The organism is Alteromonas gracilis (assembly GCF_036870955.2).
GTDB classification, from domain to species: Bacteria; Pseudomonadota; Gammaproteobacteria; order Enterobacterales; family Alteromonadaceae; genus Alteromonas; species Alteromonas gracilis_A.
Genome location: NZ_CP145482.2, coordinates 1,115,933 through 1,142,215, shown reverse-complemented (window position 1 = coordinate 1,142,215; position 26,283 = coordinate 1,115,933). Strand labels below are relative to the sequence as shown.

The window sequence follows — 26,283 nt, the reverse complement described above, 5'->3', positions numbered from 1 at the left end:
TATTTTTCTGTCACCCTATTTTATGGGTTTGCGCGCGTACCGTTTAAGAAGACTCGGAATATCGAGAATTAGCGCAATGCCACCATCAGATGTAATTGTCGCTCCAGCCATGCCTGGCGTGCCTTGCAATAGCGCATCTAACGGTTTAATCACCACTTCTTCTTGACCGATAAGAGCATCAACTACAAAGCCAACTTGTTGTGTACCTATTTGTACAACAACAACATGCCCTTTTTCTTTGTCGATATTTTTCGGGCCGCGTATCAACCATTCCCCTAGGAAGAACAATGGAATGGCCTTAGAACGCACAATCATTGTCAACTGGCCATCAACCGTGTTGGTTTTCTTGATGTCCATATTGATGATTTCGTTCACTGCACCAAGTGGCAATGCAAATGTTTGCTTACCTACAACAATCATCAACGTAGGTAGAATAGCCAAGGTTAGCGGTACTTTGATATCTAATCGCGTGCCTTTACCTAGTTGCGAGTCAATATTGACGGTACCGTTTAGCTGGTTAATCTTTGTTTTAACCACATCCATGCCCACACCACGACCTGAAATATCACTTATTTCGGTCTTAGTTGAGAAGCCTGGTGCAAAAATAAGGTTAAACGCTTCTACATCTGACATTCGGGCGGCGGCGTCAGCATCTAGTACACCGCGACTTATCGCAATATCTTTTAGCTTGTCAGGGTCCATACCCTTACCATCGTCTTCGATAGTAAGAAGAATATGATCACCTTCTTGCGACGCTGAAAGCTGCACTGTACCCATTCGAGGCTTGCCTGCAGCAGCACGGTCATCAGGCATTTCAATACCATGGTCAACCGAGTTTCTCACCAAGTGGACCAACGGATCGGCAAGTGCTTCAACCAAGTTTTTATCTAAATCAGTTTCTTCACCCACCAACTCTAGCGTGATTTCTTTCTTAAGACTGCGGGCTAAGTCGCGCACAACGCGAGGGAATCGACCAAACACCTTCTTAATAGGCTGCATGCGGGTTTTCATCACCGCGCCTTGCAAATCACCTGTTACAACATCGAGGTTAGCAATCGCTTTAGACATACTTTCGTCGTTGCTGTTAATGCCTAAGCTGATTAGACGATTTCGCACAAGTACTAATTCACCAACCATATTCATGATTTGGTCTAAACGCTTAGTGTCGACGCGCACAGTGGTCTCTGCAGGAGGTGCTGCAGGTGCCGCTTTTTTGTCGTCTTTCTTAGCCGCTTCTTTTTTGGCTGCCGCAGGGGCCGCAGCAGGAGTAGCAGCTTTTTCTGGCGCAGGTGTACTTGCTTTAGGTGCAGCAGGTGCTGCACTTTTCGCTTTATTGATGGCGTCTGTAGCCGCTTTATCTACTGGAGGTTCAGCCGATGGCGCTGACTGCTTTGTCGGTCCCTGACCTGAACCGTGAAGTTGGTCAAGGAGCGCTTCAAATTCGTCATCAGTAATTTCTTCATCACCCGACGCTGCGGCTGCTGCCGAAGGCGCTGCAGCTGGCGCTGGCGCAGATGCAGGAGCAGCGTCATCACTACCACCAAACTGCCCTTTTCCGTGCAGGTCATCAAGTAACGCTTCAAACTCTTCATCAGTAATATCGTCACCATCACCTCCCGCACTTGCAGGTGCTGGCTCTGGTGCCTTTGCTGGTGCAGCAGCAGGCTTTGCAGCCTCTTTTCCAGGCGCACCAGAACCGTGAAGTTCATCGAGAAGAGCTTCAAACTCATCTTCTGTTATTTCATCAATACCACCGTCGCTAGTGCTTGGGGTAGATTCAGCTTCTTCAATGACTAATTCAGGCTCTTCTTGAACAGGCTCTGGTTCAGGGGCACTTGATGCACTGTCACCAAAGATGTTTTCATCAGGAGATTCTGGGCGGCTTAGTTTGTGTAATACGTCGACTAAGTGTGCATCCGCAGGCTCGAGAGGGTCTCGCGCTTTCACGCGCTCAAACATCTCAACCACCACGTCAGTGGCCTGCAGAATAATATCCATTAATTCAGGTGTGAGCGTACGCTGGCCATTTCGCATCACGTCAAAAACGTTTTCAGCACCATGACAAATTTCAACTAACTCAGTGAGGGAAAGAAAGCCCGCACCACCTTTTACTGTGTGATAACCACGGAATATTGCGTTTAGCAGATCCGCGTCTTCAGGATTGTTCTCAAGATCAACGAGCTGTTCTTGTAATTGTTCAAGTATCTCTCCGGCTTCTACCAGAAAGTCCTGTAATATATCCTCGTCAACATCAAACGACATGCGCCCGCTCCCCTAAAAACCTAAGCTTGACAAAAGATCATCTACATCGTCTTGGCCAGAAACAACATCATCGCGATTTTCCGCGTCAATTATTGGGCCTTCCGCCTGTACACCATCGTTTTTATCGGCCTTAACGCTAGAAGGTTTAGAATGTTCTGTACCGTCGCGCTCACCAAACATGGTTAACATGTTTACTAGGCTGTCTTCGACTTCTTTTACCAAGTCTATAACACGGCGAATAACCTGCCCCGTTAAGTCTTGATACCCCTGTGCCATCAATACTTCTGTTAGTAACTGAGTGAGCTTCGTCGATTGCTCAGCACTTTCTTCAAGCAGATTGTCTAAATCTGCGCAAAGCGCTTTGAACTCGCCTAACTCTATTTGACGGTTCATCAGCTTTTTCCACTCAGGCATCACCTTTTCGATGCGTTCAGCAAGTGTTTCAGCAATTGGCATGCTTGCTTCAACGGCATCCATAGTAGTATTAGCAGCTTTTTCAGTTTCTTCAATGACGTAAGTAAGACGAGATTGCGCATCAGGCATGTCTTCAGTCGCAAGGTTCTTGATGCGATCGTCAATCTGAAAATTATTGAGCGCGTCATGAAGTTGACGCGTAAGTTTTCCTACTTCAGCAAACAACTCGACGTTTTCTTTCATCGAAGCTGCTTCAAGTAGTGCATTGGCAGAATCATTGTCGCCTTCTTCAAGATAAGCGACAAGCTGTTTGGCTTCTTCCAATGTAATAGGAACGTTTACATTTGGTGACATCCAGTAAACCTCGTTTCTCTGGTGAGCGTCTGGATCAACCTAAACGTTCGAAAATTTTGTCCAATTTTTCTTTTAGTGTTGCTGCAGTGAACGGCTTAACTACGTATCCATTTACATAAGCTTGCGCTGCTGCGACAATTTGTTCTTTTTTGGCTTCGGCTGTAACCATAAGCACTGGCAAATGTTTCAGTTTGTCGTCAGCACGAATAGCACGCAACAGGTCAATACCTTGCATGCCTGGCATGTTCCAATCGGTAACAACAAAGTCAAAGTCGCCTTGCTGTAGCATTGGCAACGCCGTACTTCCGTCATCCGCTTCCTGGATGTTGGAGAAACCCAAGTCTTTAAGTAGGTTTTTGATGATACGTCTCATGGTAGAAAAATCGTCAACCACGAGAATTTTCATACTTTTATCCAAAATAGCCTCCAGTGAGGGGTTAATTGTTATTAATATCTATTCTTCGTCAGCTTGCCACGACTTCATTCGTGATTTGAGTTTTAACATGGCCTGACTGTGAATTTGGCTCACTCTCGATTCACTAACATCAAGTACCTCACCTATTTCTCTTAGGTTCAGTTCTTCATCATAGTATAAAGAAAGCACTATCGCTTCTCGTTCAGGTAATGTTGTAATCGCATGGGCTAACGCCTTTTGGAAAGCACCTTGCATTAAATCTTCAAGTGGCGCGTCGCTACCTCTGTTCTGTTCGGTAGAAATAACGTCTTCAGACACACCTAAATCTTCAATTCCAACCAACTTACCAGCATTTACTTCATTTAACATCTGGTGATAATCCTGCAAACTCACATTGAGTTTAGCAGCAATATCGGAATCTCTAGCATCGCGACCTGTTTCGCCCTCTACTTGTGAAATAGCTTCCGTTATGGCTCGCCCATTCCTGTGTACAGAGCGGGGCGTCCAATCGCCTTTGCGAATTTCATCAAGCATGGCACCACGGATACGAATACCAGCAAAGGTTTCGAAACTCGCCCCTTTAGAGCCGTCAAAATTGCGGGCAGCCTCTAACAATCCAATCATGCCCGATTGAATTAAATCGTCAACCAGTACGCTCGCGGGCAAACGTGCCATCAAGTGATGCGCAATACGTTTCACCAAGGGCGCATGTCGTTCGACTAATTGCGACTTATCGGTTTGTTGTTGATAAGCTGCTGCCTTACTATTCAACGCTGATTTCCCACTGCTTTTTCTGCAACCAACTGTTCAATAAAGAACTCTAAATGTCCACCCGGCTGTGCCGGGATTGGCCACGACAAGGCTTTATTAGCAAGTTGAGTGATTGCCACTGCGGCTGGCGAACCTGGGTAAGCATCGACAATCGCTGTTTGCTTTCTTACCGCTTTTCGGATGTTTTCGTCAAACGGCACGGTCGCTACTAATTCTAGTGCAACATCTAAAAATCGGCCTGTCACTTTGCTTAGTTTACTAAAGAGCTCCTGCCCTTCTCGCACATCTCGAACCATATTGGCTACAACTTTAAATCTGAAAACACCGTGTTCGCGATTTAAAATCTTAATGAGTGCGTAGGCATCGGTGAGTGATGTTGGCTCATCACACACCACTACCATAATATCTTGCGACGCTTTAGAAAAGCTCAGGACCATGTCAGAAATACCTACCGCCGTATCGACAATGAGCACGTCGATTTGCGAGCGCAACTCACTAAAAGCGCGAATAAGCCCGGCGTGCTGTGTGGGTGACAACTCCGCCATCGATTGCGTACCTGATGTTGCTGGCGCAATTTTAATGCCGTGAGGTCCCGTGACTAACACTTCATCTAGCGTACATTCTCCTGATAAGACGTGGGCAAGGTTTTTTTCAACCCTAAGGCCTAACATCACATCGACGTTCGCTAAGCCCAAGTCAGCGTCAAGAACCATTACACGCTTGCCCTGCTTGGCCATTGCAATGGCGGTGTTTAACGTAATATTTGTTTTACCGACGCCACCTTTACCTCCGGTGACGGCAATAACTTTGATTAACCTTGATTGCTTCATTTTTCTTAAGCTACTCGCTTGGTCGTCAATCATACTGCTTATGCTGTTTTAATGGCGTTGTTACTACTAGTATGATTCAAACCGTACTTTTTATAAAGCTTTGCAGCAGCAGAAACTAAAGATTTCGCCTCTGCAATCTTAATGTCTTCAGGAACTTTCTGCCCATCGGTGACATAGCTAACCATAATTGATACTCTACAGCAGCGCTTAGCACTTCCCCTAAAGAGTAGCATTCATCTAACTTTGTGAAAATACAGCCACTTAGTTCTATTTCGTCGTAGGCCTTAATAATTCTCTGTAGTGCAGGATATTGCGTATTTGCCTGCGCCACCAAATATTTTTTCACTTGCGGCATTTGACCGTTATCAAATTGTTTTATCTGCTTAATCAAACGGCTGTCGCGTTGACTAAAACCAGCCGTATCAATCAATACTAGACGTTTGTGACGCAGTTGGAAAAGTAAATCGGCCAACTCTTCGCTTGTCTGCGCCTTTCTTACTGTACAACCAATGATTTTGCCATAGGTTGCGAGTTGCTCATAAGCTGCAATCCTATAAGTGTCGATAGTAATCATCGCAACTGAATCAGGGCCATATTTTTGTGCATAACGAGCCGCTAACTTAGCCACGGTGGTCGTCTTACCCGTACCAGTAGGTCCTACTAAAGCTACCGCACCTTGAGCGGTTAGTATATCGTTACCCGTCACATTTATGCGATTAGCCAATAGGTTAAGAAGATACACCCATGCTTCGCGCTCATTGTAGTGAGAAGGGGTATAGTTGATTAACTGAGTTGCTAACGCTTGGCTTAGCCCCATGTCGGTCAATCGAGTGATAAGGTATTGATGAACAGGTTTTTGACGCTTGTTTTTTGCGTCCATTAAATCAGCCACCTGATACTGCAAAACATTCCTCAGTGACGCTAGCTCTTCTTTAATCTGAGCCAGTTCTGCCGACTGACTAGGAGGCGTATCGTCAATGCTCGACGCTTGATGCGATGGAAATGCTTCACTAACTTCATAGCGATTAGCGTGAGGTTGAGGCTGGGCCGCCTCTACTTCGTCAATAAAGTCATCAGAAAAGTTTAAGTGCGAGGCTATTTCATTAGCATGCTTTGCATTGGCTGAATTGGCTGCGTTAGCTTTTTGGCCGCTTGGCTGCGCGCCATGCTGTTTTTCCAACAGCGCCTTTAAGCTATCTGGACCATCATCACCAATGATTTCACTCAAGCTTGGAACCGGCTTCTGGCCAGGCGCTTTAGCAGCAGGCTTTGGCACTGCAAGTTTCGCTTCAGGCTCTTTGTCATAAGCTGCAACAAGCTCAATACCATCAGCTACTTTACGGTTTGACATGATTACCGCATCGCTACCTAGCTCAGCTTTTACTTGGCTTAACGCCTCACGCATATCTTTGCCGAAGAAACGTCTTATTTTCATTGCAACCTCTCCAATCGCCCAGCGTCAGATTATTGACCGACCGAACTGACTATTTTTATCTGCTTGTCATCAGGCACTTCTTGGTACGAAAGTACATGGAGCCCAACAACTGAATACTTTAAGAAGCGCGACAGTACAGGCCTTAGCATGCCTGATGTCAGCAATACCGCAGGTTCGCCCTCGAGCTCCTGCTGCTGACTGGCTTGTTGCAATGACTTTTGCAACTTGTCTGCTAGTCCTGGTTCGATACCAGCACCGTCTTCGCCGCCCGCTTGTAGAGACTGGTGCAACATCTGTTCCAACTCTGGCGCCAAGGTTATGACAGGTATTTCTTTCGCGCCCTGCGTAATCTCTTGAACAATCAATCGTTTTAATGAAATGCGCACTGCAGATACCAGTACATCAGGGTCTTGGCTGCGCGTTCCGTACTCGCTGAGCGTTTGGACAATAGTACGCATATCACGAATTGGTACGCCTTCGAATAACAACGTTTGCAATACTTTAACTACGGTACTAAGAGGTAAAATATCCGGAACAAGGCCTTCAACAAGTTTCGGATGCTGTTTTGCCAGCATGTCCAGAAGTTGCTGTGCTTCTTCATGACCTAGTAACTGATACGCATTGTTAGTGAGAAGCTGGCTTAAGTGTGTCGCTACTACCGTTGCAGCATCCACTACTGTGTAACCCAGTGTTTGAGCATGCTCGCGTTTATTTGGTTTTATCCAGACTGCATCGAGGCCAAACGCGGGGTCTTTCGTCGCTCGGCCTTCCAGTTTACCAAACACCTGGCCAGGGTTTATTGCCAACTCTTCGTCATGACTAATCAACGAATCACCAATAGTGACACCCAACATGGCTATGGTGTAGGTATTGGGTTCTAAATCGAGGTTATCGCGAATATGCACAGGGGGAATAAGGAAGCCAAGCTCTTGCGAAAGTTTTTTCCGTACGCCTTTAATGCGCGTCAACAACTCGCCACCTTGGGACTTATCAACAAGTGGGATAAGGCGATAGCCCACCTCTAATCCGATGGTATCTACTTGCTGTACATCATCCCAACCAAGTTCTTTAACTTCAGGGGCAACCGTTTCGTCTTTAACCACATCGGGCACCTGAGGTGCTTCTGCTTTCTTCTTCTCTTGTTGTGATTGCCAATAAGCAAAGCCTGCAATCAAAAAAGAGAAACCAAGAAACGCAACGTGAGGCATACCCGGGATAATCCCCATAACGAAAAGCACACCAGAGGCAATATACAGCGCTTGATTGTTACCTAATTGACCACGTATTTCTTTACCCATTTCCTGCGTCTCGTTTTCACGAGTAACGATAATGGCTGTTGCGACAGATAAAAGAAGCGATGGAATTTGAGCAACGAGACCGTCACCAATGGTCAGGATAGTGTATATCTCAATAGCGTTTCCAAATGAAAGGCCATGCTGAATCATGCCGATGAACAAGCCACCGACAATATTGATAAGCATAATGAACAGACCCGCTACCGCGTCGCCCTTTACAAATTTTGACGCACCGTCCATCGAACCGTAAAAGTCAGCTTCTGCGGTAATTTCTTCACGACGTTGACGAGCTTGATCTTGGTCGATATACCCAGCATTAAGATCGGCATCAATTGCCATTTGCTTGCCGGGCATAGCGTCAAGAGTAAAGCGAGCACTCACTTCTGAAATACGCCCCGCACCCGCCGTAACCACTTTGAAGTTGATAATGAGTAGAATGGCGAAGACCACAATACCTACGGCATAGTTACCACCAATAACCACCGCGCCAAATGCTTCAATCACTTTACCCGCAGCGTCGCCGCCCTCATGACCGTAAAGCAATACTACACGTGTGGATGCCACATTAAGTGCCAGTCTCAAAACCGTTGCTATTAGCAGTACTAAAGGGAAGATACCAAAATCGACGGGGCGCTGCGTAAGTACCGCAACCAAAATAATGACAAGGGACAGCGCAATGTTAAAACTGAAGAGTACGTCTAACAAAAATGGCGGCATGGGTAAAATAACCATGCCCATAATTGCCAATAGTACGATTGGCGCACCTAGACCACTGGTAAAATTTTGCAGCTGATTTTTGTCGAAACGCTGAAGATAACCGGATAACTGCATCGCTTGCTGTCTCACTATCAGAAAATTGACGCTTTTCACTATTCTGAAAGGGACTTTTCAACTAACGTGCCAGCTTTAAGCAAGGTGTATAAAGAACGCTCAACCTCGGAACAAAAAAGCCAAGATATAAGACTTATCAAAACCGCTAATGCACTTCACCTTTTCCAAAATACGCTTGCGCTAAGTATCGCGATATCGTGGTAACAAATTCAAAATCGGCGGCACAGAAAGGATCTCTTGGCGCTGCTGCGGAGAAGTTAACTGTTCCCACCGCTTTCTCACCGACAATAATAGGGGCTCCAATGTAAGACTCTAACTTAAAGTGCGAGTAGCAAGGGTGTGTAGCAATACTGCTATCCCCTGCATGATGAAAGCCAAGTGGCTTATTCGCCTTTAAGGTATGCCAGCAGTAAGTATGACCTATGGGAAATGTGGTTCCAGGTTCAATCATGTCGCCGGGGCTGCTAGCGTGCTCCACTCTATACACATTTTCATGGACGCTACTTACTAGACCAATGCCTAGCCCCAAGTAATTAAGTCCCAACTCAAGAAGCTTGGCGACGGTATTAGTGTCGTTAGAACCCGGGTGAGCCGTAATACTTTCAAAGGACGCTTTCCAATTCATGATACAACCTCTTTACCACATTGATTGAAAAGTAGTCCACAACAACGACACCCAGCAATTATACTTTAGGTGAAACAGCAGCTAGCGTCTGTATTCTGGAGGTATGGGTAAATCTCGTTTGAGTGGTTTGGGTCGTTTACCCTTGCCCGCACGGTGTGCTTTTAACTGATAGACATGGGCCAGAACTTGCGCCACTGCCATAAATAGCGCGTTAGGAATTTCTTCATCTACTTCCGTTGAATAGAATATAGCTCTTGCGAGCATGGGAGAAGGAATAAGGGGAACATTGTTAGCCGTGGCAATCTTTCTAATATGCATAGCAAGTTCATCTGCACCTTTAGCCACAACAACAGGGGCACGATTTCCGCTTTCATCGTATTTAATAGCCACAGAGAAGTGAGTCGGGTTAGTTACTACCACATCGGCTTGTGGAACTTCCTGCATCATTCGTTTGGTGGCGGCTTGATACTGTAAACGACGAATACGGCCTTTTACCATAGGGTCGCCCTCGGCATTTTTGCGTTCGTCTTTGACCTCTTGCTTGGTCATTTTCATTTCTTTGTTGTGCTTATACATCTGATAAGGCACGTCGATCGCGGCAATGGGTATCATGCCACAAGCCAGAATTAAGAAGGCCCACTTGAGCATATCTAGGGCGTGGAAGATATTGCCTGGGTAAAGTTCCATATCGAGGTGGAGCGCCTCATCTTGAAAATACAACAGTGCTCCAATGGCCATACCGATAATTAATATCACTTTGGCGATGGATTTCAGTAACTCAACTAACCCATTCATTCCAAACATGCGTTTAAAACCTTGGATGGGGCTCATTTTTGAGCCCTTAGGCTTGGCACCTTCCCATGTAAAGTTATAACCACCAAGCGCAATAGAACCATAAATACCCGCGATCATGGCGACTACCATGTATAGCAGAACAGGCGCACTTATTGCGGAGAAGGCCTCTCCCCAGGCACCAAACATATGCGTAAGATCGTAGGTTTCATCACGAGAAAGAACGAACATTCTTCGCGTAAGCTTAAATACAGATTCGGCAATCCAGCCACCAAGAAAAAGAAACATAAATGCACTAACCACCAGCACCAAGGTAGTAGATAGCTCACGGGAACGCGCAATCTGCCCTTTTTTTCGGGCATCATCGAGTTTTTCCCCGTGGGGTCTTCTGTTTTTTCGCTTGAATCTGCCATTGTTTACTCAGTTCACCTTGGTTGCGAGAGAAGCTGGACGACTAACAAGCACGCTGTGAACCCATCCTTGGGCGCTCTGCCACTGCATCCATGCAGTGGAAGGCTTGTAAGTCGCCCAGCTCCTCTCACCACGTTTTCCCAACTTATTTATTCGCAAAAAAGTTATATTCTGCGAACTACTATTTTTGTCTAGCACTATCCGTTTTAGGGGCAAATATCCAGTAACTCACACATAAACTGTTCAGCTCGAAACCACTGAGTTTCAAAGTGAGCGGTAAAATTATCCAACGTTATCCAAATAATGATTAACCCCATTACTTGGGCAATAGAGAAGCCAATACTAAAAATATTCAATTGGGGCGCCGCTTTTGTCATTACGCCAAACGCTAAGTTTACAATGAGTAGCGACACGATAGGCGCAAGTGACAGCGTAATGGCGGAAACAAACATCCACCCAGCCCAATGGGCTATGTCGCGAAATTGCTCACCAGTCCACCATGCCTCACCTATTGGAAACGCCTCAAAGCTAATCACAATCATATGAATCATAGACAGGTGACCGTCAAGCGCCCAGAACAATAAGGTAGCTAATATCAGGTAAAACTGACCCACAGCTAAGCACATTGATTCCATTTACGGGGTCAACAATTGAAGCAAAACCTAAACCTGTTTGCATAGCAATAACTTGCCCTGCCAACACAAACGTATTGAGTACCATCATTGAAATAAACCCTATGGCAACACCAATAATAAGTTGCTGAATAACCACAACAAAGGTTCCCACATCTACCAAATTATTAATGGGAGAAGGCGGAACCACTGGCATAATAATTAGGGTTAGCATAATGCCCAATAACGCGCGAACCTGTGGTGGTATCGACTTTGCACTTAAACCAATCATGGCAATAAACAAGCCGCTGATACGCATAAATGGCAACAGCATGTCAGCCAAAAACTGATTTATTACCGAAAGTTCAACTTCCACGAAAAAGCCGCCTTACCCTACCACTTGTGGTATCAAATCAACCATGCGGAATGTAAAGTCCATCAGTTGCTGCACAAGCCAGTTGCCCCCCAGCTCAGCGCAAGCAGAGTTACAAGTAGACGCGGTAGAAAGCTCATTGTCTGTTCATTGATACTGGTTGCCGCTTGAAACACGGCCACCACAAGGCCAACGATAAGGCTAGGCACAATTACCGCGGACACCAGTACAATTACCATGTACATCGCCTCGCGGAGTATTTCGACAAAGACTTCTGGTGACATAAGCCCTCCTAGACACCCATACCAAAGCTGGTTGCCAGGGTTCCGAAAATAAGATTCCAACCATCTACAAGCACAAACAACATTAACTTAAACGGTAGGGAAACAATCATGGGGGATAACATCATCATACCCATTGCCATAAGAATTGACGCCACCACGAGATCAATGATTAGGAAAGGAATAAACAGCATAAATCCGATTTGGAATGCCGTTTTAAGCTCACTGGTAACGAATGCTTAGTATTAAAATTGTCAGCGGCACCTCTTCAGTGTCAGCGTATTTTCCCTCATCGCCTGCAATTCGCACAAAGGTTTCTAAGTCTTTAACACGAGTCTGCGACAACATGAAAGCTCTCATCGGCCCTTTTGCTTGTTCAAATGCCTCTTTACTGGTCATAGCTTCATTAAGGTATGGCTGTAGTGCCCTTTCGTTAATTTCTTCAAAGACAGGCGCCATGATAAACATCGAAAGGAACAAGCTCACGCCAATAAGTATCTGGTTAGAGGGTGACTGCTGAAGGCCAATAGCTTGACGTAGAATAGAAAGAACGACGATGATGCGTGTGAACGATGTCATCATCATAATAAACGCAGGTATTAGACTTAGCGCAGTCATAATAAACAGCGCTTGCAGCGTCATGCTATAGTCTTGCGTACCGTCATTATTTGTCGTGACCGTTACCGCAGAAATACCTTGTTGGGCAAATGCCGACTCTGACATTGTGAACAACGCCAGCATTGCAAATGTAAACAACGCAAACTTACGCATCGGTGTTCCCGTCCTTTTGATTCTTCTTATTAAGTTCTGGGTTAAGCTTACCTGCCATTGCAGCCACAAGCTTTTGCTTAAAAGCGTCGCCACCGTTACTGCTTGCATTGCCCATTCCCTTAGCAGGGGCTTCTAAATTTTTTTCTAGCTTGCTCAAATGCGAAATATTGTGGCTAGTGACACCAATTAGGTGCTGCTCGTCGCCGACCTGAATCACCATTATTTTCTCTTTGGCCCCCGCAACCATACTCGCGACGACTTTCATTTGTCCACTGCCCATGGCAGTGACATTAAACCGACGCATGATATAAGCAAGCGCAAAAATAATTGCAACTACCAGCAAAAGCGATAGAAAAATTGACAGTACCGATGTGGGATTGGTGATTGATTGGGTAGACTGCGCAAACACAGTATGGCTAAATAAAAGGGGCAGCATTGCGCAACCCCTTAGTAAATAAGAAGTTTTATCTGAGCTTCTTGATTCTCTCAATTTGACTAATAACATCCGTTAATCGAATACCGAATTTGTCGTTGACCACTACTACTTCACCATGAGCAATCAACGTGCCATTTACTAATACATCTAATGGCTCATAAGCTACACGATCCAGCTCCACCACAGAACCCTGGTTCAACTGTAGCAGATTTCGGATACTAATTTGACTACGACCGACCTCCATTGAAATAGTTACTGGAATATCTAGTATCGTATCCAGCTTCTTTTTCTCTTCCTGAGTAATGGGAGCTTCATCGGTCAGCTCGTCTAATTCAGCGACCTGAACATCATCATTATCGCCATCTTGTTCAGCTTCAGACTCGGCTTGCTCGGCCATTGCCGCAGCCCAATCGTCCATACCGTCTTCACTCATGGGAACTCCCCTTTACCTTACAGGTCTTCTTCGAGTACTTGTAGCTCAGCGTCATTGTCAATAATGCGCCCGCCACGGGTTAATAACTGTAGCTCAGACTTCACAGAAGTCGGTCTTGCAATTTTTTCGACTATTTTCAACGCAAGATTATCGCGAGAACGTCCTAATTTGGCTCTGAAAGTAGGTAGATCCTCAATCAGCACCGTGATGGTTTCTGGCATTTCAACTGGGATAATATCGCCCGGTTTAAATTCCATAACCTCGCGAAGCGGCACGTCAACGTCGAGCATGTGCGTGGTCAGTGCCACCTTCACATCCATAATTTCATCGCGTAATGCCTTGCTCCAGCGAAGGTCTGTATCTTCTTTATCGCTTTGTACACCTGCATCAAGCAGTTCGCGAATTGGCTCTAACATTGAGTATGGAAGCGATACGTGGAAATCACCACCACCGCCGTCTAACTCAATATGAAAAGAACTAATTACTACAACTTCCGTTGGGCTAACGATATTTGCCATCGCAGGGTTAACTTCTGAATCAAGGTATTCAAAAGACACGTCCATGACTGGCGCCCACGCTTCTTTATAATCTTCAAAGATGATTTTAAGGAGCATTTGAATAATACGACGTTCAGTAGGCGTAAATTCACGTCCCTCAATTTTTGCGTGGTAACGACCGTCTCCGCCAAAGAAGTTGTCGACCAGAATGAAGACTAACCTCGCCTCCATCGTAATAAGCCCAGTGCCTTTTAGCGGACGAAAGCGCACCATATTTAAACTGGTAGGCACAAATAGGGTATGAATGTATTCGCCAAATTTGATCATCTGAATACCGTTAATCGATACTTCAGCTGACTAAGCGCATCATGTTAAATAAACTGACCCGCATATGGCGAGCAAAGCGCTCGTTCACAATCTCGAGCGTGGGCATACGTCCACGCACAATGCGATCCTGTGAGGAAAAGTCGTATTCCAGCGTTGAGGCATCTGATTCGCCACCGCCGCCGACTTCATCTTCCTCGACATCGTCTACCCCGTGTAACAGGGCATCGATTTCGTCTTGAGATAATAAATCACTCACAGTATTTACCTATTTAAAAGTGTCTTTTAACCTGAACTTTTGCCATGCTTTACTGCATAACAAAGCCAGTGAAGAGCACACGTTCGACAACATCTTTGCCTTCAATTTCGTTTAGCGCTTTTTGAACTTCGGTAACAGCTTGTTCGCGCAATTCTATTTTGCCAGCCTCGGTAATAAGGTCATCAGCGTTAGACATACTAAATGCCTGTAACAAGGTCCCTTCGATAAGCGGAATATGCGTCTTTGCCAATTCCTCATTGTCAGAGCCGCGAACTAGAAGCTGTACTTTGATTTGTACCAACCTATCTCTTCCGCTGCCAGGTACGTTAAATACAAACGGTCTTGGCATAGCGACGTAAAGCGCGGTCCCCATTTCGGCTTTCCCACCAGCTGCACCTGCAGATGCTGGCGCAGCGGCAGCATCACTTTCAGCAAGCTGTTCAGCGGCTGGCTCATCACCACCTGCGAAAAGCATAAAATATGCCGCCGCACCACCACCTACTAAGACCACTGCAATAATGATGATTAACATCATTTTGCTTTTGCCTTTACCGCCTTCTTCTACCTGTAATTCTTCTTCAGCCATGTGCAACTCATCATTAAAATGCGATTAAACGTATTATCGTGTTTCAGCCAAAAATGGCAATGCTTACGCACGCAAATAGCGTGCATTCACAGGGCTTCAAAATAGCAGTTTGCTCGTCGTATAACCATGCTACAAAATGCTAAGCAAGACTGAATGCCCATTTTTTACGCATAAAAGTCTATTCCGCCTCTTAACTCTCGTGTTACCGATTGTTCGATAATGCGTGTATCGTTCATTTCGTCATCAGCAGCGTCATTATTTCCACGATTGTTCTGACCTGACTGCCCGTTACCTTGGTTATCTGCAAGTTGCTGGCCATTTTCTCCGCCAGAATTATCTTTTCGCACTTGAGCATCACCTAACTCAATACCTTGTTCTTGCAACATATCACGTAACTTAGGCATGGCATCTGCCAATGCATCCTTAGCCTGTTGAGACTGCACGATAAAACTGACGCTTGCCGCATCACCAGCTACATTCACTCGCACTTGCATGCTACCTAACTCGGGCGGATCAAGACGAATTTCAGCCATCGTATTGCGTGCATTCACCATCCATCGAATCTTTTCATTGAGCTGCTGTTGACCTTCTGGCTTGTGAATATTTACCGCTTTATCAAATCCTTCAAATTGCTGCTGAGATTTTGACGCTTCAGAACGCAATTGATTGTTCTCGACCATCACATTGTCGACCTGCGCAAGTTGGCCTTGCAGCACCTGTTGCACACTCGATTGGGTATTATTCATCAACTGGAGGAACTGTGACGCCTGGGTCTCAACACGCGCAGTTAAACTTGCCGCTACTTCAGGTGACACCGCGGCCTCTTTTGCGGCATCTGCAATAATAGCGGCGAGGTCTATGCCAGGCTCTCTACCCTGCTGTACTTGCTGCTGGAACTCATTGATACCCGCAATGATATTTGTCTTCACACTTTGCTGCTGAGCGCCATTTGGCATAGTCGCGACAATGCGGTCAGCAAATGCTTCTGTTGCTTTTTGCGCCCCCTCCGCTGGCAACTCAGCGATAGCAGAGAGTAAGTCTGTTGCTTGCTCTTGCAGGCTACCAGTGTTCAAGGCGGTGTTAATCGAGCCAGTTTTACCTTCTGTTGCTTCTGATGCACTCGACGCTACTTTTCCTTGATCATTTGATGATGCCGCGAGTTCAGGCATCTGTGCCGCTAGCTCGGCTACGCTATGAAGTGCTTCTTCATTTGCACCGAGCGTTTCGTCATCAATCGCTTGCTGAAGAACGCTTAAAATAAACGCCTCTTCTGCAGAAAGTGTTGAATCGCCGCCAGCATCACTCTGCTCTAACGACTTTTCATTGTCAGTTGTTGAAGAAACGCCGTTCTCATCATCTTTATTAAGCAGTTGACTGATTAGTGACGAGAGTTTTTCGTCGCTGGACAACATGCTGGCTTTGCCATCTTGAGGACCCTCAGCGATAGAAGTGTCGATAGCATTTGCATGCTCACCATTTTGGGTTTGATGGCCGTTGAGCAAATCTTTTAGTGAGCGAAGTGTATTAACTATCTCTTCAGGTAGGTCGCCTGATAAGTCTTCTAGAGTATTACCGCCTTTGTCGATCTGACCTTCTGACTTGCCTTGTAACTGAGAAAGTAAATGTGCCAACACTGAGTCTACGGAATCAGCATCGACATCGTCGGGCAGCTTCCATAATTTACCAATCTCTCTTACTTCACCTGCAACGGTAGCTTCGCCATCAACAGCAAGTCTGCGCTCTGCATCGCTCTGTGGAGCTTGCGTATTTTGACGGTTCGCTATTATCTCGACGAAGGCAACCCAGTCAGGTTCGCCGTTATCCTTGTCGCTGTCGCTTGGTTCTACCACTTTTTCATCTGGCGTCCCTGGTGTTGTAATCACACCTGCGTTTACATCTTTTTTGCCACCTTCGCCCACTATGTAAGCTGCCTCGGCTTCACCGCCCTGCTCTACGTCGCCTTGACTAGCAAGCTGTTCATCTGGGTTCTGTTGAGTCTGTGGCTCCTCTTCGCCGGAGCCGGTCGTCGCATTTTGGTTTGGTGCACCGTTATCTTGAAGATCGCGAGTCTCGGGCTTTTGAAGAGCGGAATTAGATTGCCCTTCTTTTGCAGGAGGAATGTCTGATATTTTTTCATCGTCAGGCAGCGAAGTATGACCAGCATCCCTGTCTTTACCTGCGCGTGCACTAGGCTCATAAGCATTTGACGATGAATGTGAGTCGCGAACTTTGTATGACGATGATGGTTTTTTGTCATTGTTCGGCTGTGTATTCTGAGCGCGAGCGTCTTGATAAAGATTATCAAATGCTCGATTGGCATTGCTCTGGCCTTGCCCGTCAATGCCAGTCTCTACCGCTTTAGCTGTGCTGCTGGTAGCAAAGGGTAAAGCGGCAATGCCTGTTTTCTGTGCGGCAACTTGTTGCATAATCTTCTACCGTCCTACTGTGATACGCTCATGAGCAGTTGCTTTTAACACTTGCTAAAAACCTTTTATTTTCAACAAGTAAAGAACTTAGCCCGACTCAACATTTAACGATATAAACCGTTAAGCTATGTTTGTTTTCTTTGATTTTGCAAACGCCGCGCCAACTAGAGTGAAACTGAGATCATTTAACGTAGAGGAATCACCAAAAACATATAAAACAAGATGTTAGCGAATATATACGAGATAAAAATAAAAACTGCTGTACCAAATTTATGCTAAAACGACGAACGTTTAGCTCGGTAAAAGCGCTGCATCGCAAACTCATCCATCATCGCTTGTTCAGCTTTTGCCGCTTTTTGTTGTTCAGACAGTTTCTTTTTGTCGATAAGCAAATTAACCGCTTTAACTTTTTGCTGCTGCTTAAGCCAGAGCTGCTTGCGCTGGTCAGCGGCCATATTGGCCCGCGCGATAACTTGCATTTGCTGCTCGCAGGCTTTATCTAGCTTTCCTACAAATGAAAGATGCTGTTGATAATAAGTCGCAGTTACTCCGCCCTGACCTGTTTGTTGGATCCCCTTGATATAATCAATGCGATACTGCTCGAGGCTGGTGAGTTTTTGTTTTTGCTGTTCAACATTTTGTAACGCTTGTCGATAATAACGCGACTCGCGCTCTTCTTTCTCTTTTTCAAACTCAGCAAGACGCTCTAGTTGTTTAGACATTGTTACTTCTCATCAACACTATCCCTGCCCTAGCCCTTTGGCCAGCGCCGCCATGCCTTCTAGACTTTCATCGTAGGGCAGAACTTGCTTCATTCCTTGCTGTAAAAACGCATTAATGGCGGGCTCAGCTCGAATGGCCAAATCGATACGAGGGTCTGAGCCTTTTGCGTAGGCTCCAATTGAAATGAGATCTTGGTTTTGTTTGTAGTTGGAATAAACCTGCCTAATCCGGCGCGCCATTAGCTGATGCTCCTCACTCACCACCATTGGCATAACACGACTTATTGATGCTTCAATATCAATAGCAGGATAATGACCACTATCGGCAAGGGTTCGAGAAAGCACAACGTGGCCATCAAGAATAGCTCGCGCAGCATCTGCGATAGGATCTTGAAGATCGTCCGCTTCAGTCAGAACAGTATAAAAGGCGGTAATCGAACCTTGACGATCGCTACCATTACCTGCGCGCTCTACTAGCGCTGGTAAACGCGCGAAAACCGAGGGCGGATAGCCTTTTGTGGCTGGCGGCTCACCAACAGCAAGCGCAATTTCGCGTTGCGCCATCGCATACCGAGTCAATGAGTCGATAAGTAGAAGTACTTTCATGCCCTTATCGCGAAAATACTCAGCAATAGTTACCGCTGTCTCACAGCCTTTTAATCTCATCAAAGGTGAAGTGTCTGCTGGTGCGGCAACGACCACCGCTCGTGCTCTTTCTTCTTCAGTGAGAATATCGTGAATAAACTCTTTAACTTCTCTGCCACGCTCGCCCACAAGTCCTACAACGACAACGTCAGCTTCACAGCCTCGTGTCATCATTCCAAGTAGTACACTTTTACCTACACCACTACCAGCGAACAATCCCATTCTCTGACCAACGCCAACAGTATTTAGGGCATTGATTGCGCGCACACCAACATCCATAGGGGTGTTGATAGGACGACGGATAAGTGGGTTCATAGGCGGACGAGTGGTCGGCGCCCGAGCTTCGGCATCGATAGCACCTAATCCGTCAAGAGGCTGCCCATTACCATCAACCACGCGCCCCAACAGTCCCATGCCTACAGGCAGTCCACTTTGTCTATTAAGAGGCATAACACGGCTGCCAGGCACAATGCCTCTTACCGCTTCGGTTGGCATTAAGTAGGTAATATCATCGCCAAACCCGACGACTTCAGCTTCAATTTCGCCTTCTATCGTCTGCACTAAACATTGACTTCCTACCGGTAGCTGACATCCCACCGCTTCAAGGGTAAGACCGATGCCACGAACAAGTTTGCTTAAGCAGCAACAATAGGTGGCGACGTAACTTGTTTTGTTAATGCTTCAAAGTGGTTGTGCCACGGACTAGTCATCTGATAACCCATGATTTAACAGGAACTTGTCGATTACATCACGACAACGCCGCTCAATTGATACATCAACCGCGTTGTGAGTTGTGGCAATGTCACAGCCTCCACGTTCCATGGAGGGCGACTCGACAAAATTCCAACCTTTCTTTGCAGTCTCTTCTTCGCCAAAGTGCGCTTTCACCAGGACGATGTCTTCGGGGTGCATATGAATTTGATATTCTGTTTGATTGATTGGTAAGGCCTTAATTCCCTCACTGAGTGCTTGAAGTATGACTTGCGTATTGGTCGTTACTTCTGTTTTTAGCACAGCGCGGGCAAGTGTTACAGCAAGCTTCACCAGTTGATCGCGGGTCTCATCATTCGCTTGAGACAACGGGTCATGGAGCTTGTCTGCTAGCATTTGCCATACCTCGGCCTGCGTAGCAATTTGCTGCCTTCCTTCTTCAAGTCCTTGCTCAAGCCCTTCTGCATGGCCAGCCTCTCGACCTTCCGATAGTCCAGTTTCAAGACCTTGTGCTTTACCCTCTTCAAATCCGGCTGCTTTGCCCTCTTGATGGCCCTCATCATAGGCTGCTTGCCTGATGGCCTCTATTTCTTGTGCCGTTGGCGGTAAGATTTCTTCGTCTTCCTCAGGCGGCTCATATTTCCAATCAGAACGTCGATTTAACGCATTGGTGGGCTCATTTTCTCTAGGCGCGTTCGGATCATCAACAAAAGGCAAATCCCACTTCTTTGCTTCATTGGCTTCACTTTTGCTGAAATTTTTCTTCGCAGTCATTCGATTACCTGACATCTAAATCATGGCGCTAGCTTCACTAACGATAATTCCATGTGCAAACTGATTCTTATAGGAACTCTTCGCCGCCACCGCCGCCAAGCATGATCTCACCTGAATCTGACAACCTACGTGCCACAGAGAGGATTTCTTTTTGCGCGGTTTCCACTTCACTGATACGCACTGGACCAAGCGCTTCAAGGTCGTCATTGAGCATTTCAGCTGCTCGTTTCGACATATTGCGCATAATCTTGTCTTTAAGCTCTTCGTCAGCACCTTTAATCGCTTTGAGCAATGCATCTTGCTGAACTTCACGCAATATGGCTTGTATGCCTTTATCATCAACATCAACGAGGTTATCAAAGACAAACATAAGATCTTGAATCTGTTGACTCATCTCTTCGTCTTGCTCGCGAATAGCATCCATTAACTGACCTTCAATGGCGGTATCTAGGTAGTTCATGATGTTCGCGGCAGACTTCAAGCCGCCCATTTTCGCAGCTTGCGTACCCGCTTGACCCGCAAACTGTTTCTCCATAATTTCGTTAAGCTCTTGTAGTGCTGCTGGTTGCACTTCCTCAAGGTTTGCAATACGCATAAGCAGATCCAAGCGCACTTTTTCTGGGAACTGCGCCAAAATTTCGGCACTCTGCTCAGGCTCTAGATAAGACAACACAATGGTTTGTATCTGCGGGTGCTCATTTCTGATAATGCTAGCAACCTGCTTTGAGTCCATCCATTTCAGTGAATCAAGACCTTTCGCCCCACTTCCCATCAGTATCTGGTCAATTAAGTTAGCCGCTTTGTCTTCACCCAATGCTGCGGTAAGCGCTCGCTTAACAAAGTCTTGGCTTTGGAAACCAATGGTGCTGTAGTTTTGAATTTCTTCAATAAAATGTTTGTGTACCGCAGTGATTTTCGTCTGCGTCATATCGTCCACTTTGGCCATTTCGGTACCCAGCTTTTGGACCTGTTTTGGCTCTAAGTGTTTTAGAATTTGCGCAGCATCTTCTTCAGACAAACTCAGTAGCAAAATTGCTGCTTTCTCGACGCCCTCTAATTTACTGACGTCGTATGACGGTTCTTCAACGTTGGCGAGTTCTTCAGCCATAATTAGTCTCTCACTACTCGTCTTGCATCAACCAGCCCTTCACTACTTGGGCTGATAATTCTGGTTCATTGGCAACTAGGGCTCTTACTGCTTTTAACACGTCTTCATCTTTATGAAGGTCAGGCAACATAAGTGAACCATCTGGCGCAAACCCAACTTGGCCTTCATCAAATTCAGAGGTAAGCATGCTGATAGTATCATCGCCTAGGTCTAATCCTTCATCTGCGTCAAACTCTTCGGCTTCATTAGACTCATCTGGGTTAATCAGACGACGCAGCATTGGACGAATTACAAAGATGATAAGGACAATTATAACCAAACCACCAACGATTAGCTTAAGAATAGGTAGAAAACCAGGTTGCTCCCAAAGTGGTATATCTTCAATTTCGCCAGCATCCATACGCGTGAACGGTACGCTTACTACTTCTAGTGAATCTCCGCGGGTAACGTCAAAACCAATTCCGCCTTGCAGTAGTCTGCGGATATTAAGAATTTCTTCTTGTTTACGCGGCATAGGTGTCATTGCACCGTCTTCACCTGCAACCTGCGCGTAGTCAACCGCTACAGATACGCTAAGTCTGCGAATGACACCAGTTTGTTTCTTGGTATGGCTAATTGTGGTATCGAGCTCGTAATTACGGGTTGATTCTTTGGCTGTTCGGCCTGGAAGCGTTTGTTGAGAGCCCGAAGTTGCGTCTTCTGGAATATTAGAGTCTAGCGGTGGTTGATTAGACAGCGCGCCTGGAATACCGCCAACACCGCCTCCCACACTGTTCTCTTCCATTATCATTTCGCTGCGTACGGCAGGTAGGTCTGGGTTATAGCTTCGCTGGGTTTGTTCCATGGCCGTAAAGTCCATAGTAACATCCGCTTGTGCTGTGTAGTTACCAATACCTAAAACAGGAATTAAGATTGCGTCAATTTTTTCAAGATACTCTTGCTCACGCTGACGCTCTATTTCATATTCTTTACGCGCTCGTGCACTCAGTGAATCCTGAGAACCTGAGTTCAGAAGTCGACCGTTGCTGTCGGTTACAGTAACTTTTGATGGTTCCATGTTTTGTACCGCAGACGCTACTATATCAACAACCGCATCAACTTCTTCACCTGCAATAACAGAACCACGCTTAGCCGTAAGCACAACCGTTGCAGAGGCTTTTTTCTCACGACGCGCAAACACGTTTTCTTTCGGCATTGCCAGTAATACACGCGCTTTTTGAATACTGGCAATATCTTCAATAGTTGCGGCAATCTGTTGTTCACGGGCATGCTTTAGGCGTTCCATTTCAACGCGTTGGCTTACCCCGAACCCCATATCTTGCATAATGATGTCGGTACCAGCATCACCCGCTTTTGTTAGCCCTTGGCGGGTCATACCTAAACGGATCTTTTGAAATTCATCGCTGCGAACATAAACGATGTTGCCTTCCAATTTATACTCAATTTGGTTGGCATCCATATAATCTAGCGTTTCAATAAGCTCCTGCGTTTCCATTTTCGCCAAAGGACGATAGTCAGGCTCTTGTGACCAGATAAGAATAAATATCGCAATAGCAACACAAATGACCAACACAACAACTAGCGCCATCTGACGCATCATGTCAGTGCTACCTAGCGTGTCCATAAAGCCAGATTTGTTCTCAGGCTCGTTGTCTGCCACCTGGTTTTGATCTGGAATAGTTAAGTTTGTACCCGTTGCTTCAGCCATGACCTACTCCACCTAAACCTAAGATATTCATTATTTGTTTGTACGCTTCAAGCACTTTGTTTCGAACCTGTACTGTGGCCTCAAAAGCAATGCCCGATTTTTCTTTGGTCAACATGACTTCGGCTAAGCTTAAGCTTGGGTCGCCCATTTCAAAACGCTTTTGTACATCTCTAGATTCAAGCTGCATATTGTTTACTCCGTCTACCGCATTTTTAAGCATGGTAGCGAAATCGCTTGATGTTGAATTAATTTCGTTTAGCTGCTGAGGCTCATTAACCTGTAGACGAGTTTGCCCAATCATGTTTTGCATTTCTTGATACAAACTGTTGGCTTTGACGTCCATAACCGCTCCTAGAGTGCGAGTGAAAGCATCGACAAACATATACAACCAGTTGACCATTGGTATAAGAAAGTCTGCGCAATACTTTTGAAAATATGCTTTATGCCACTAATAAAGCAAAGCGCTTGCCAACTTTAATTAACCTTATAAATCATTAGGTTAGAGGAAAAACTGAGCGTTATGCCAAATTTATGACAGGGTAAGGAGAATAAACAACAAAAAACCGCCGCCAAGAATACTGCGCAGGCGACGGTCGGCTATGTAACTGTTTAGTATAGTCAGCATCACGTGACTATGGGTTGTGTGAAAGCGTTAGGCGGGAACCTCTATGCCGTCTTCTCTCATGCGAGCCAGCTTATAACGCAAGGTGCGCGGACTAATGCCCAGCTTTTCCGCCACGTCTTTACGCTTGCCATTACAAGACACCAACGTATCAAGAATGATTTGATGCTCTTGGTAACGAAGCTCAGAACCTAGTTTGTTGTCTTCAACTTGCTCTGGCTGGGCGTCGATGGCAACCTGCACGTCCTCATCTATCATTAAATCACTGGCGTCAATCTCGCCGTTTTCACACAGAATAAGGGCACGTTGAACAACGTTTTCTAGTTCTCTTACGTTCCCAGGCCAGCTGTATTGACTCAATTTATTACGAGCCGCAGCACTTAGTCTTATTGTACCGAAACCCTGCGCACTGGCATGGCGCTGCACAAGATGCTCAGCCAAGGGAACGATATCGCCTGGTCGCTGAGATAAAGGACGCCATTCAATAGGAAATACATTCAATCGATAATACAAATCTTCCCTAAAGTCACCCGCGTCGACGGCTTTTCGCAAATCGCGGTTACTAGTAGCAATGACTCGCACGTTGAGTTTTACTGTTTTTCGTCCTCCAAGCCGTTCTACTTCACGCTCTTGTAAAACGCGTAGCAGCTTGGCCTGAAGGGCTAAGTCCATTTCAGTTATTTCATCGAGTAAAAGCGTACCATCTTGCGCTTGCTCAAACTTACCCGGGCACGCTTGAATGGCGCCGGTGAATGCCCCTTTCTCGTAACCAAATAACGTCGCTTCAAGCATGTTTTCGGGAATTGCCGCACAATTAATGGCAACAAAAGGCGCTTCACTGCGTGGAGATTGGTCATGGATATAACGGGAAAGCACTTCTTTACCAGAGCCACTGGGCCCCATCACCATGACAGTCGCATCTGATTTAGCCACTTTTCTGGACAATTCAAGTAACTTCAAACTCGTAGGGTCCGCGACAATTGGCGTGCGTGATTCAATTTTTTGTGCGGGCGCGTAGCGGCCTACAAGGTTGAGCAATACCTCGGGAGCAAAAGGCTTGGACAAATAATCTGTCGCTCCGTCGCGCATGGCCTGCACTGCATCATCAATGGTTGCATAAGCCGTCATGAGTAGCACTGGCATATTAGGAAATTTGCTCTTGATGCTCTTTAACAAGGTCAAACCACTCATTTCCCCCATTTGAATATCGCTAACCACAAGATCTACGTGGCGAGACGACAACACCATCAACGCGGCTTCTGCACTATCAGCGTCCACCACGTTGTAATCACCCAACAGCAGCGTATCAAGCAGAGCCTCTCTTAGCCCTGCGTCATCTTCGACAATCAGAATGGTTGTTTTAGACATCATAATCTCCTGATACTTATGCGACTTGCGTCATAGGATGACGGGTATCTGTTGATGAACTGCTCGGCAGTACGAGAGAGAAACAAGCACCACCTTCTTTAAGGTTGTTTACGCTTAAACTTCCACTGTGAGCACTGACGACAGATTTAACGACCGCCAATCCAAGGCCCGTGCCATGTGTCTTAGTGGTGAAAAAAGGCTCAAATATCTTTGCCTGCAGAGACGGGGGGACCCCTTCTCCCTTATCGATAACTGATATGATTAGCTTGCCATTGTGTTCAGTGGCATCAACGCCAATAACTTCCCCTTTTGGCGTAACCTGACTTGCGTTGTGAACTAGGTTCAAAATAGCGCCTTGAAGCGCGGTCAAATTTCCTGTGATTGAAATCGGTTTGTCAAAGCCTGTAAATGACAAGCTTTGGCTTTGTTGAGTAGCCATACTTGTCGCACTGCCTTCAACAGCCGCAAAGAGTTCATTTAGCGTGAACTGAGATACGACCTGCTCTTCACCTGATTTTGCAAATAAAAGCATGTCGTTCACTTGGCTTTCAAGCTCTTTCAATCGATCGGTTAGCTTATTGGCAAATTGGACTTGTGCATCTTGACCTAAACCTTTTCGCGTAAGGTTTGACGCATAGAGCATCGCTGCAGACAAAGGCGTACGAATTTGGTGAGCCAAAGACGCCACCATTTTGCCAAGAGAAGACAATCGCTGCATGTGACTGACTCGCGCCTGAAGTTGGCGAGTCTCTGTCAAATCAGTAATTACAATGAGCTGTCCGGGTTCATTTTCAAGAGGAGTAATAGAAAGCTTAACGCGCCTGCCGTCAACTAACGAGACTTCGTGGCCATCGTCAGCACGAGGCTTAAATGAGCGAGAAATAATGCTGCGCCATACTTGTTCTTCTAACGGCTCGCCAAGTAGTGCTTTTGCCTGCTCATTAGCTTGACGGACAATACCTTTTCCATCAATAACAATAACGCCTGCGGGCATAACTTGAAGCAAATGCTCTAGGCGGCTAGCTTGCAATCGCAAGGACGCTAAGTCATTCGATTTTGAGCTACACTCATCGCCACGTGCGATAGCGCTATCGAGTTCATCATGAAGAAAACGATTTGCTGAGTGATCAGCTGCATTGTGTGTGCCTTCAAAAGCCATATTACCCTCGTCAAATTGCAGACGTTTTTGAGAT

Annotated in this window: 18 protein-coding genes and 7 pseudogenes; all 25 read right to left on the bottom strand. The window is 46.0% G+C overall.

What is annotated here, in order from left to right; all coding sequences use genetic code 11:
* Positions 1 to 15 precede the first annotated feature (15 nt).
* On the bottom strand, positions 16 to 2,262 hold the full coding sequence (locus V6N89_RS05490) for a chemotaxis protein CheA (protein ID WP_338516690.1): 2,247 nt from the start codon (positions 2,260 to 2,262) through the stop codon (positions 16 to 18).
* Between the two features lie 12 nt (positions 2,263 to 2,274).
* Positions 2,275 to 3,030, bottom strand: coding sequence for a protein phosphatase CheZ (locus tag V6N89_RS05485; protein ID WP_338516689.1), 756 nt, complete (start codon positions 3,028 to 3,030; stop codon positions 2,275 to 2,277).
* A gap of 34 nt (positions 3,031 to 3,064) precedes the next feature.
* Positions 3,065 to 3,448 (bottom strand): chemotaxis response regulator CheY, encoded by a 384-nt coding sequence (gene cheY / locus V6N89_RS05480; protein ID WP_346993510.1) that lies wholly within the window; start codon positions 3,446 to 3,448, stop codon positions 3,065 to 3,067.
* Positions 3,449 to 3,484: 36 nt separating this feature from the next.
* Positions 3,485 to 4,216 (bottom strand): RNA polymerase sigma factor FliA, encoded by a 732-nt coding sequence (locus tag V6N89_RS05475; protein WP_202264200.1) that lies wholly within the window; start codon positions 4,214 to 4,216, stop codon positions 3,485 to 3,487.
* On the bottom strand, positions 4,213 to 5,079 hold the full coding sequence (locus V6N89_RS05470; RefSeq protein ID WP_346993509.1) for a MinD/ParA family protein: 867 nt from the start codon (positions 5,077 to 5,079) through the stop codon (positions 4,213 to 4,215). Before V6N89_RS05470 ends, V6N89_RS05475 begins: the two co-directional genes overlap by 4 nt.
* 5 nt (positions 5,080 to 5,084) lie before the next feature.
* Positions 5,085 to 6,481, bottom strand: a pseudogene (gene flhF / locus V6N89_RS05465) (flagellar biosynthesis protein FlhF).
* A 29-nt stretch (positions 6,482 to 6,510) separates the two neighbouring features.
* Positions 6,511 to 8,607 carry a flagellar biosynthesis protein FlhA gene (gene flhA, locus V6N89_RS05460; protein ID WP_338516686.1) on the bottom strand — a complete coding sequence of 699 codons (2,097 nt, stop codon included), beginning with the start codon at positions 8,605 to 8,607 and terminating at the stop codon, positions 6,511 to 6,513.
* Between the two features lie 145 nt (positions 8,608 to 8,752).
* Positions 8,753 to 9,232, bottom strand: a complete 480-nt coding sequence (locus V6N89_RS05455) for a GAF domain-containing protein (RefSeq protein ID WP_338516684.1) — start codon at positions 9,230 to 9,232, stop codon at positions 8,753 to 8,755.
* 81 nt (positions 9,233 to 9,313) lie between these two features.
* A pseudogene (flhB, locus tag V6N89_RS05450) lies at positions 9,314 to 10,437 on the bottom strand (flagellar biosynthesis protein FlhB).
* A gap of 204 nt (positions 10,438 to 10,641) precedes the next feature.
* Positions 10,642 to 11,422: pseudogene (gene fliR / locus V6N89_RS05445) on the bottom strand (flagellar biosynthetic protein FliR).
* Positions 11,423 to 11,434: 12 nt separating this feature from the next.
* Positions 11,435 to 11,703: pseudogene (gene fliQ, locus V6N89_RS05440) on the bottom strand (flagellar biosynthesis protein FliQ).
* An 8-nt stretch (positions 11,704 to 11,711) separates the two neighbouring features.
* Positions 11,712 to 12,471 (bottom strand): annotated as a pseudogene (gene fliP / locus V6N89_RS05435) (flagellar type III secretion system pore protein FliP).
* A complete protein-coding gene (fliO, locus tag V6N89_RS05430; RefSeq protein ID WP_338516681.1) occupies positions 12,464 to 12,907 on the bottom strand; it encodes a flagellar biosynthetic protein FliO in 444 nt (147 codons plus the stop codon). The pseudogene fliP and the gene fliO overlap by 8 nt, the downstream one beginning before the upstream one ends.
* Before the next feature lie 28 nt (positions 12,908 to 12,935).
* A complete protein-coding gene (gene fliN, locus V6N89_RS05425) occupies positions 12,936 to 13,340 on the bottom strand; it encodes a flagellar motor switch protein FliN (protein ID WP_346993508.1) in 405 nt (134 codons plus the stop codon).
* 17 nt (positions 13,341 to 13,357) lie between these two features.
* Positions 13,358 to 14,420 (bottom strand): annotated as a pseudogene (fliM, locus tag V6N89_RS05420) (flagellar motor switch protein FliM).
* A gap of 49 nt (positions 14,421 to 14,469) precedes the next feature.
* Positions 14,470 to 15,006 (bottom strand): flagellar basal body-associated protein FliL, encoded by a 537-nt coding sequence (gene fliL / locus V6N89_RS05415; protein WP_338516680.1) that lies wholly within the window; start codon positions 15,004 to 15,006, stop codon positions 14,470 to 14,472.
* Positions 15,007 to 15,170: 164 nt separating this feature from the next.
* Positions 15,171 to 17,432, bottom strand: a complete 2,262-nt coding sequence (locus V6N89_RS05410) for a flagellar hook-length control protein FliK (RefSeq protein WP_346993507.1) — start codon at positions 17,430 to 17,432, stop codon at positions 15,171 to 15,173.
* Positions 17,433 to 17,707: 275 nt separating this feature from the next.
* Entirely contained in the window at positions 17,708 to 18,154 is a 447-nt protein-coding gene (gene fliJ / locus V6N89_RS05405; protein WP_338516676.1) for a flagellar export protein FliJ, read from the bottom strand.
* An 18-nt stretch (positions 18,155 to 18,172) separates the two neighbouring features.
* Positions 18,173 to 19,509 (bottom strand): annotated as a pseudogene (fliI, locus tag V6N89_RS05400) (flagellar protein export ATPase FliI).
* Positions 19,502 to 20,284 (bottom strand): flagellar assembly protein FliH, encoded by a 783-nt coding sequence (gene fliH / locus V6N89_RS05395; protein WP_338516675.1) that lies wholly within the window; start codon positions 20,282 to 20,284, stop codon positions 19,502 to 19,504. The pseudogene fliI and the gene fliH overlap by 8 nt, the downstream one beginning before the upstream one ends.
* 67 nt (positions 20,285 to 20,351) lie before the next feature.
* The gene (gene fliG, locus V6N89_RS05390) at positions 20,352 to 21,392 is read right to left on the bottom strand and encodes a flagellar motor switch protein FliG (protein ID WP_334012793.1); all 1,041 of its coding nucleotides are present in this window, start codon (positions 21,390 to 21,392) and stop codon (positions 20,352 to 20,354) included.
* A 13-nt stretch (positions 21,393 to 21,405) separates the two neighbouring features.
* Positions 21,406 to 23,100, bottom strand: a complete 1,695-nt coding sequence (fliF, locus tag V6N89_RS05385) for a flagellar basal-body MS-ring/collar protein FliF (protein WP_338516671.1) — start codon at positions 23,098 to 23,100, stop codon at positions 21,406 to 21,408.
* Positions 23,093 to 23,443, bottom strand: a complete 351-nt coding sequence (gene fliE / locus V6N89_RS05380) for a flagellar hook-basal body complex protein FliE (RefSeq protein WP_346993506.1) — start codon at positions 23,441 to 23,443, stop codon at positions 23,093 to 23,095. Before fliE ends, fliF begins: the two co-directional genes overlap by 8 nt.
* Positions 23,444 to 23,752: 309 nt before the next feature.
* Positions 23,753 to 25,090, bottom strand: a complete 1,338-nt coding sequence (locus V6N89_RS05375) for a sigma-54-dependent transcriptional regulator (RefSeq protein WP_346993784.1) — start codon at positions 25,088 to 25,090, stop codon at positions 23,753 to 23,755.
* 16 nt (positions 25,091 to 25,106) lie between these two features.
* Positions 25,107 to 26,249 (bottom strand): sensor histidine kinase, encoded by a 1,143-nt coding sequence (locus V6N89_RS05370; protein ID WP_338516668.1) that lies wholly within the window; start codon positions 26,247 to 26,249, stop codon positions 25,107 to 25,109.
* Positions 26,250 to 26,283: the final 34 nt, after the last annotated feature.

Bases quoted from the DNA above. Each gene is read 5' to 3' on its own strand.
- V6N89_RS05490 (WP_338516690.1), bottom strand. From the start codon at position 2,262: ATGTCGTTTGATGTTGACGAGGATATATTACAGGACTTTCTGGTAGAA.
- V6N89_RS05485 (WP_338516689.1), bottom strand. From the start codon at position 3,030: ATGTCACCAAATGTAAACGTTCCTATTACATTGGAAGAAGCCAAACAG.
- V6N89_RS05470 (WP_346993509.1), bottom strand. From the start codon at position 5,079: ATGATTGACGACCAAGCGAGTAGCTTAAGAAAAATGAAGCAATCAAGG.
- flhA (WP_338516686.1), bottom strand. From the start codon at position 8,607: ATGCAGTTATCCGGTTATCTTCAGCGTTTCGACAAAAATCAGCTGCAA.
- V6N89_RS05455 (WP_338516684.1), bottom strand. From the start codon at position 9,232: ATGAATTGGAAAGCGTCCTTTGAAAGTATTACGGCTCACCCGGGTTCT.
- fliO (WP_338516681.1), bottom strand. From the start codon at position 12,907: ATGCTGCCCCTTTTATTTAGCCATACTGTGTTTGCGCAGTCTACCCAA.
- fliN (WP_346993508.1), bottom strand. From the start codon at position 13,340: ATGAGTGAAGACGGTATGGACGATTGGGCTGCGGCAATGGCCGAGCAA.
- fliL (WP_338516680.1), bottom strand. From the start codon at position 15,006: ATGGCTGAAGAAGAATTACAGGTAGAAGAAGGCGGTAAAGGCAAAAGC.
- V6N89_RS05410 (WP_346993507.1), bottom strand. From the start codon at position 17,432: ATGCAACAAGTTGCCGCACAGAAAACAGGCATTGCCGCTTTACCCTTT.
- fliJ (WP_338516676.1), bottom strand. From the start codon at position 18,154: ATGTCTAAACAACTAGAGCGTCTTGCTGAGTTTGAAAAAGAGAAAGAA.
- fliH (WP_338516675.1), bottom strand. From the start codon at position 20,284: ATGACTGCGAAGAAAAATTTCAGCAAAAGTGAAGCCAATGAAGCAAAG.
- fliG (WP_334012793.1), bottom strand. From the start codon at position 21,392: ATGGCTGAAGAACTCGCCAACGTTGAAGAACCGTCATACGACGTCAGT.
- fliF (WP_338516671.1), bottom strand. From the start codon at position 23,100: ATGGCTGAAGCAACGGGTACAAACTTAACTATTCCAGATCAAAACCAG.
- fliE (WP_346993506.1), bottom strand. From the start codon at position 23,443: ATGGACGTCAAAGCCAACAGTTTGTATCAAGAAATGCAAAACATGATT.
- V6N89_RS05375 (WP_346993784.1), bottom strand. From the start codon at position 25,090: ATGTCTAAAACAACCATTCTGATTGTCGAAGATGACGCAGGGCTAAGA.
- V6N89_RS05370 (WP_338516668.1), bottom strand. From the start codon at position 26,249: ATGGCTTTTGAAGGCACACACAATGCAGCTGATCACTCAGCAAATCGT.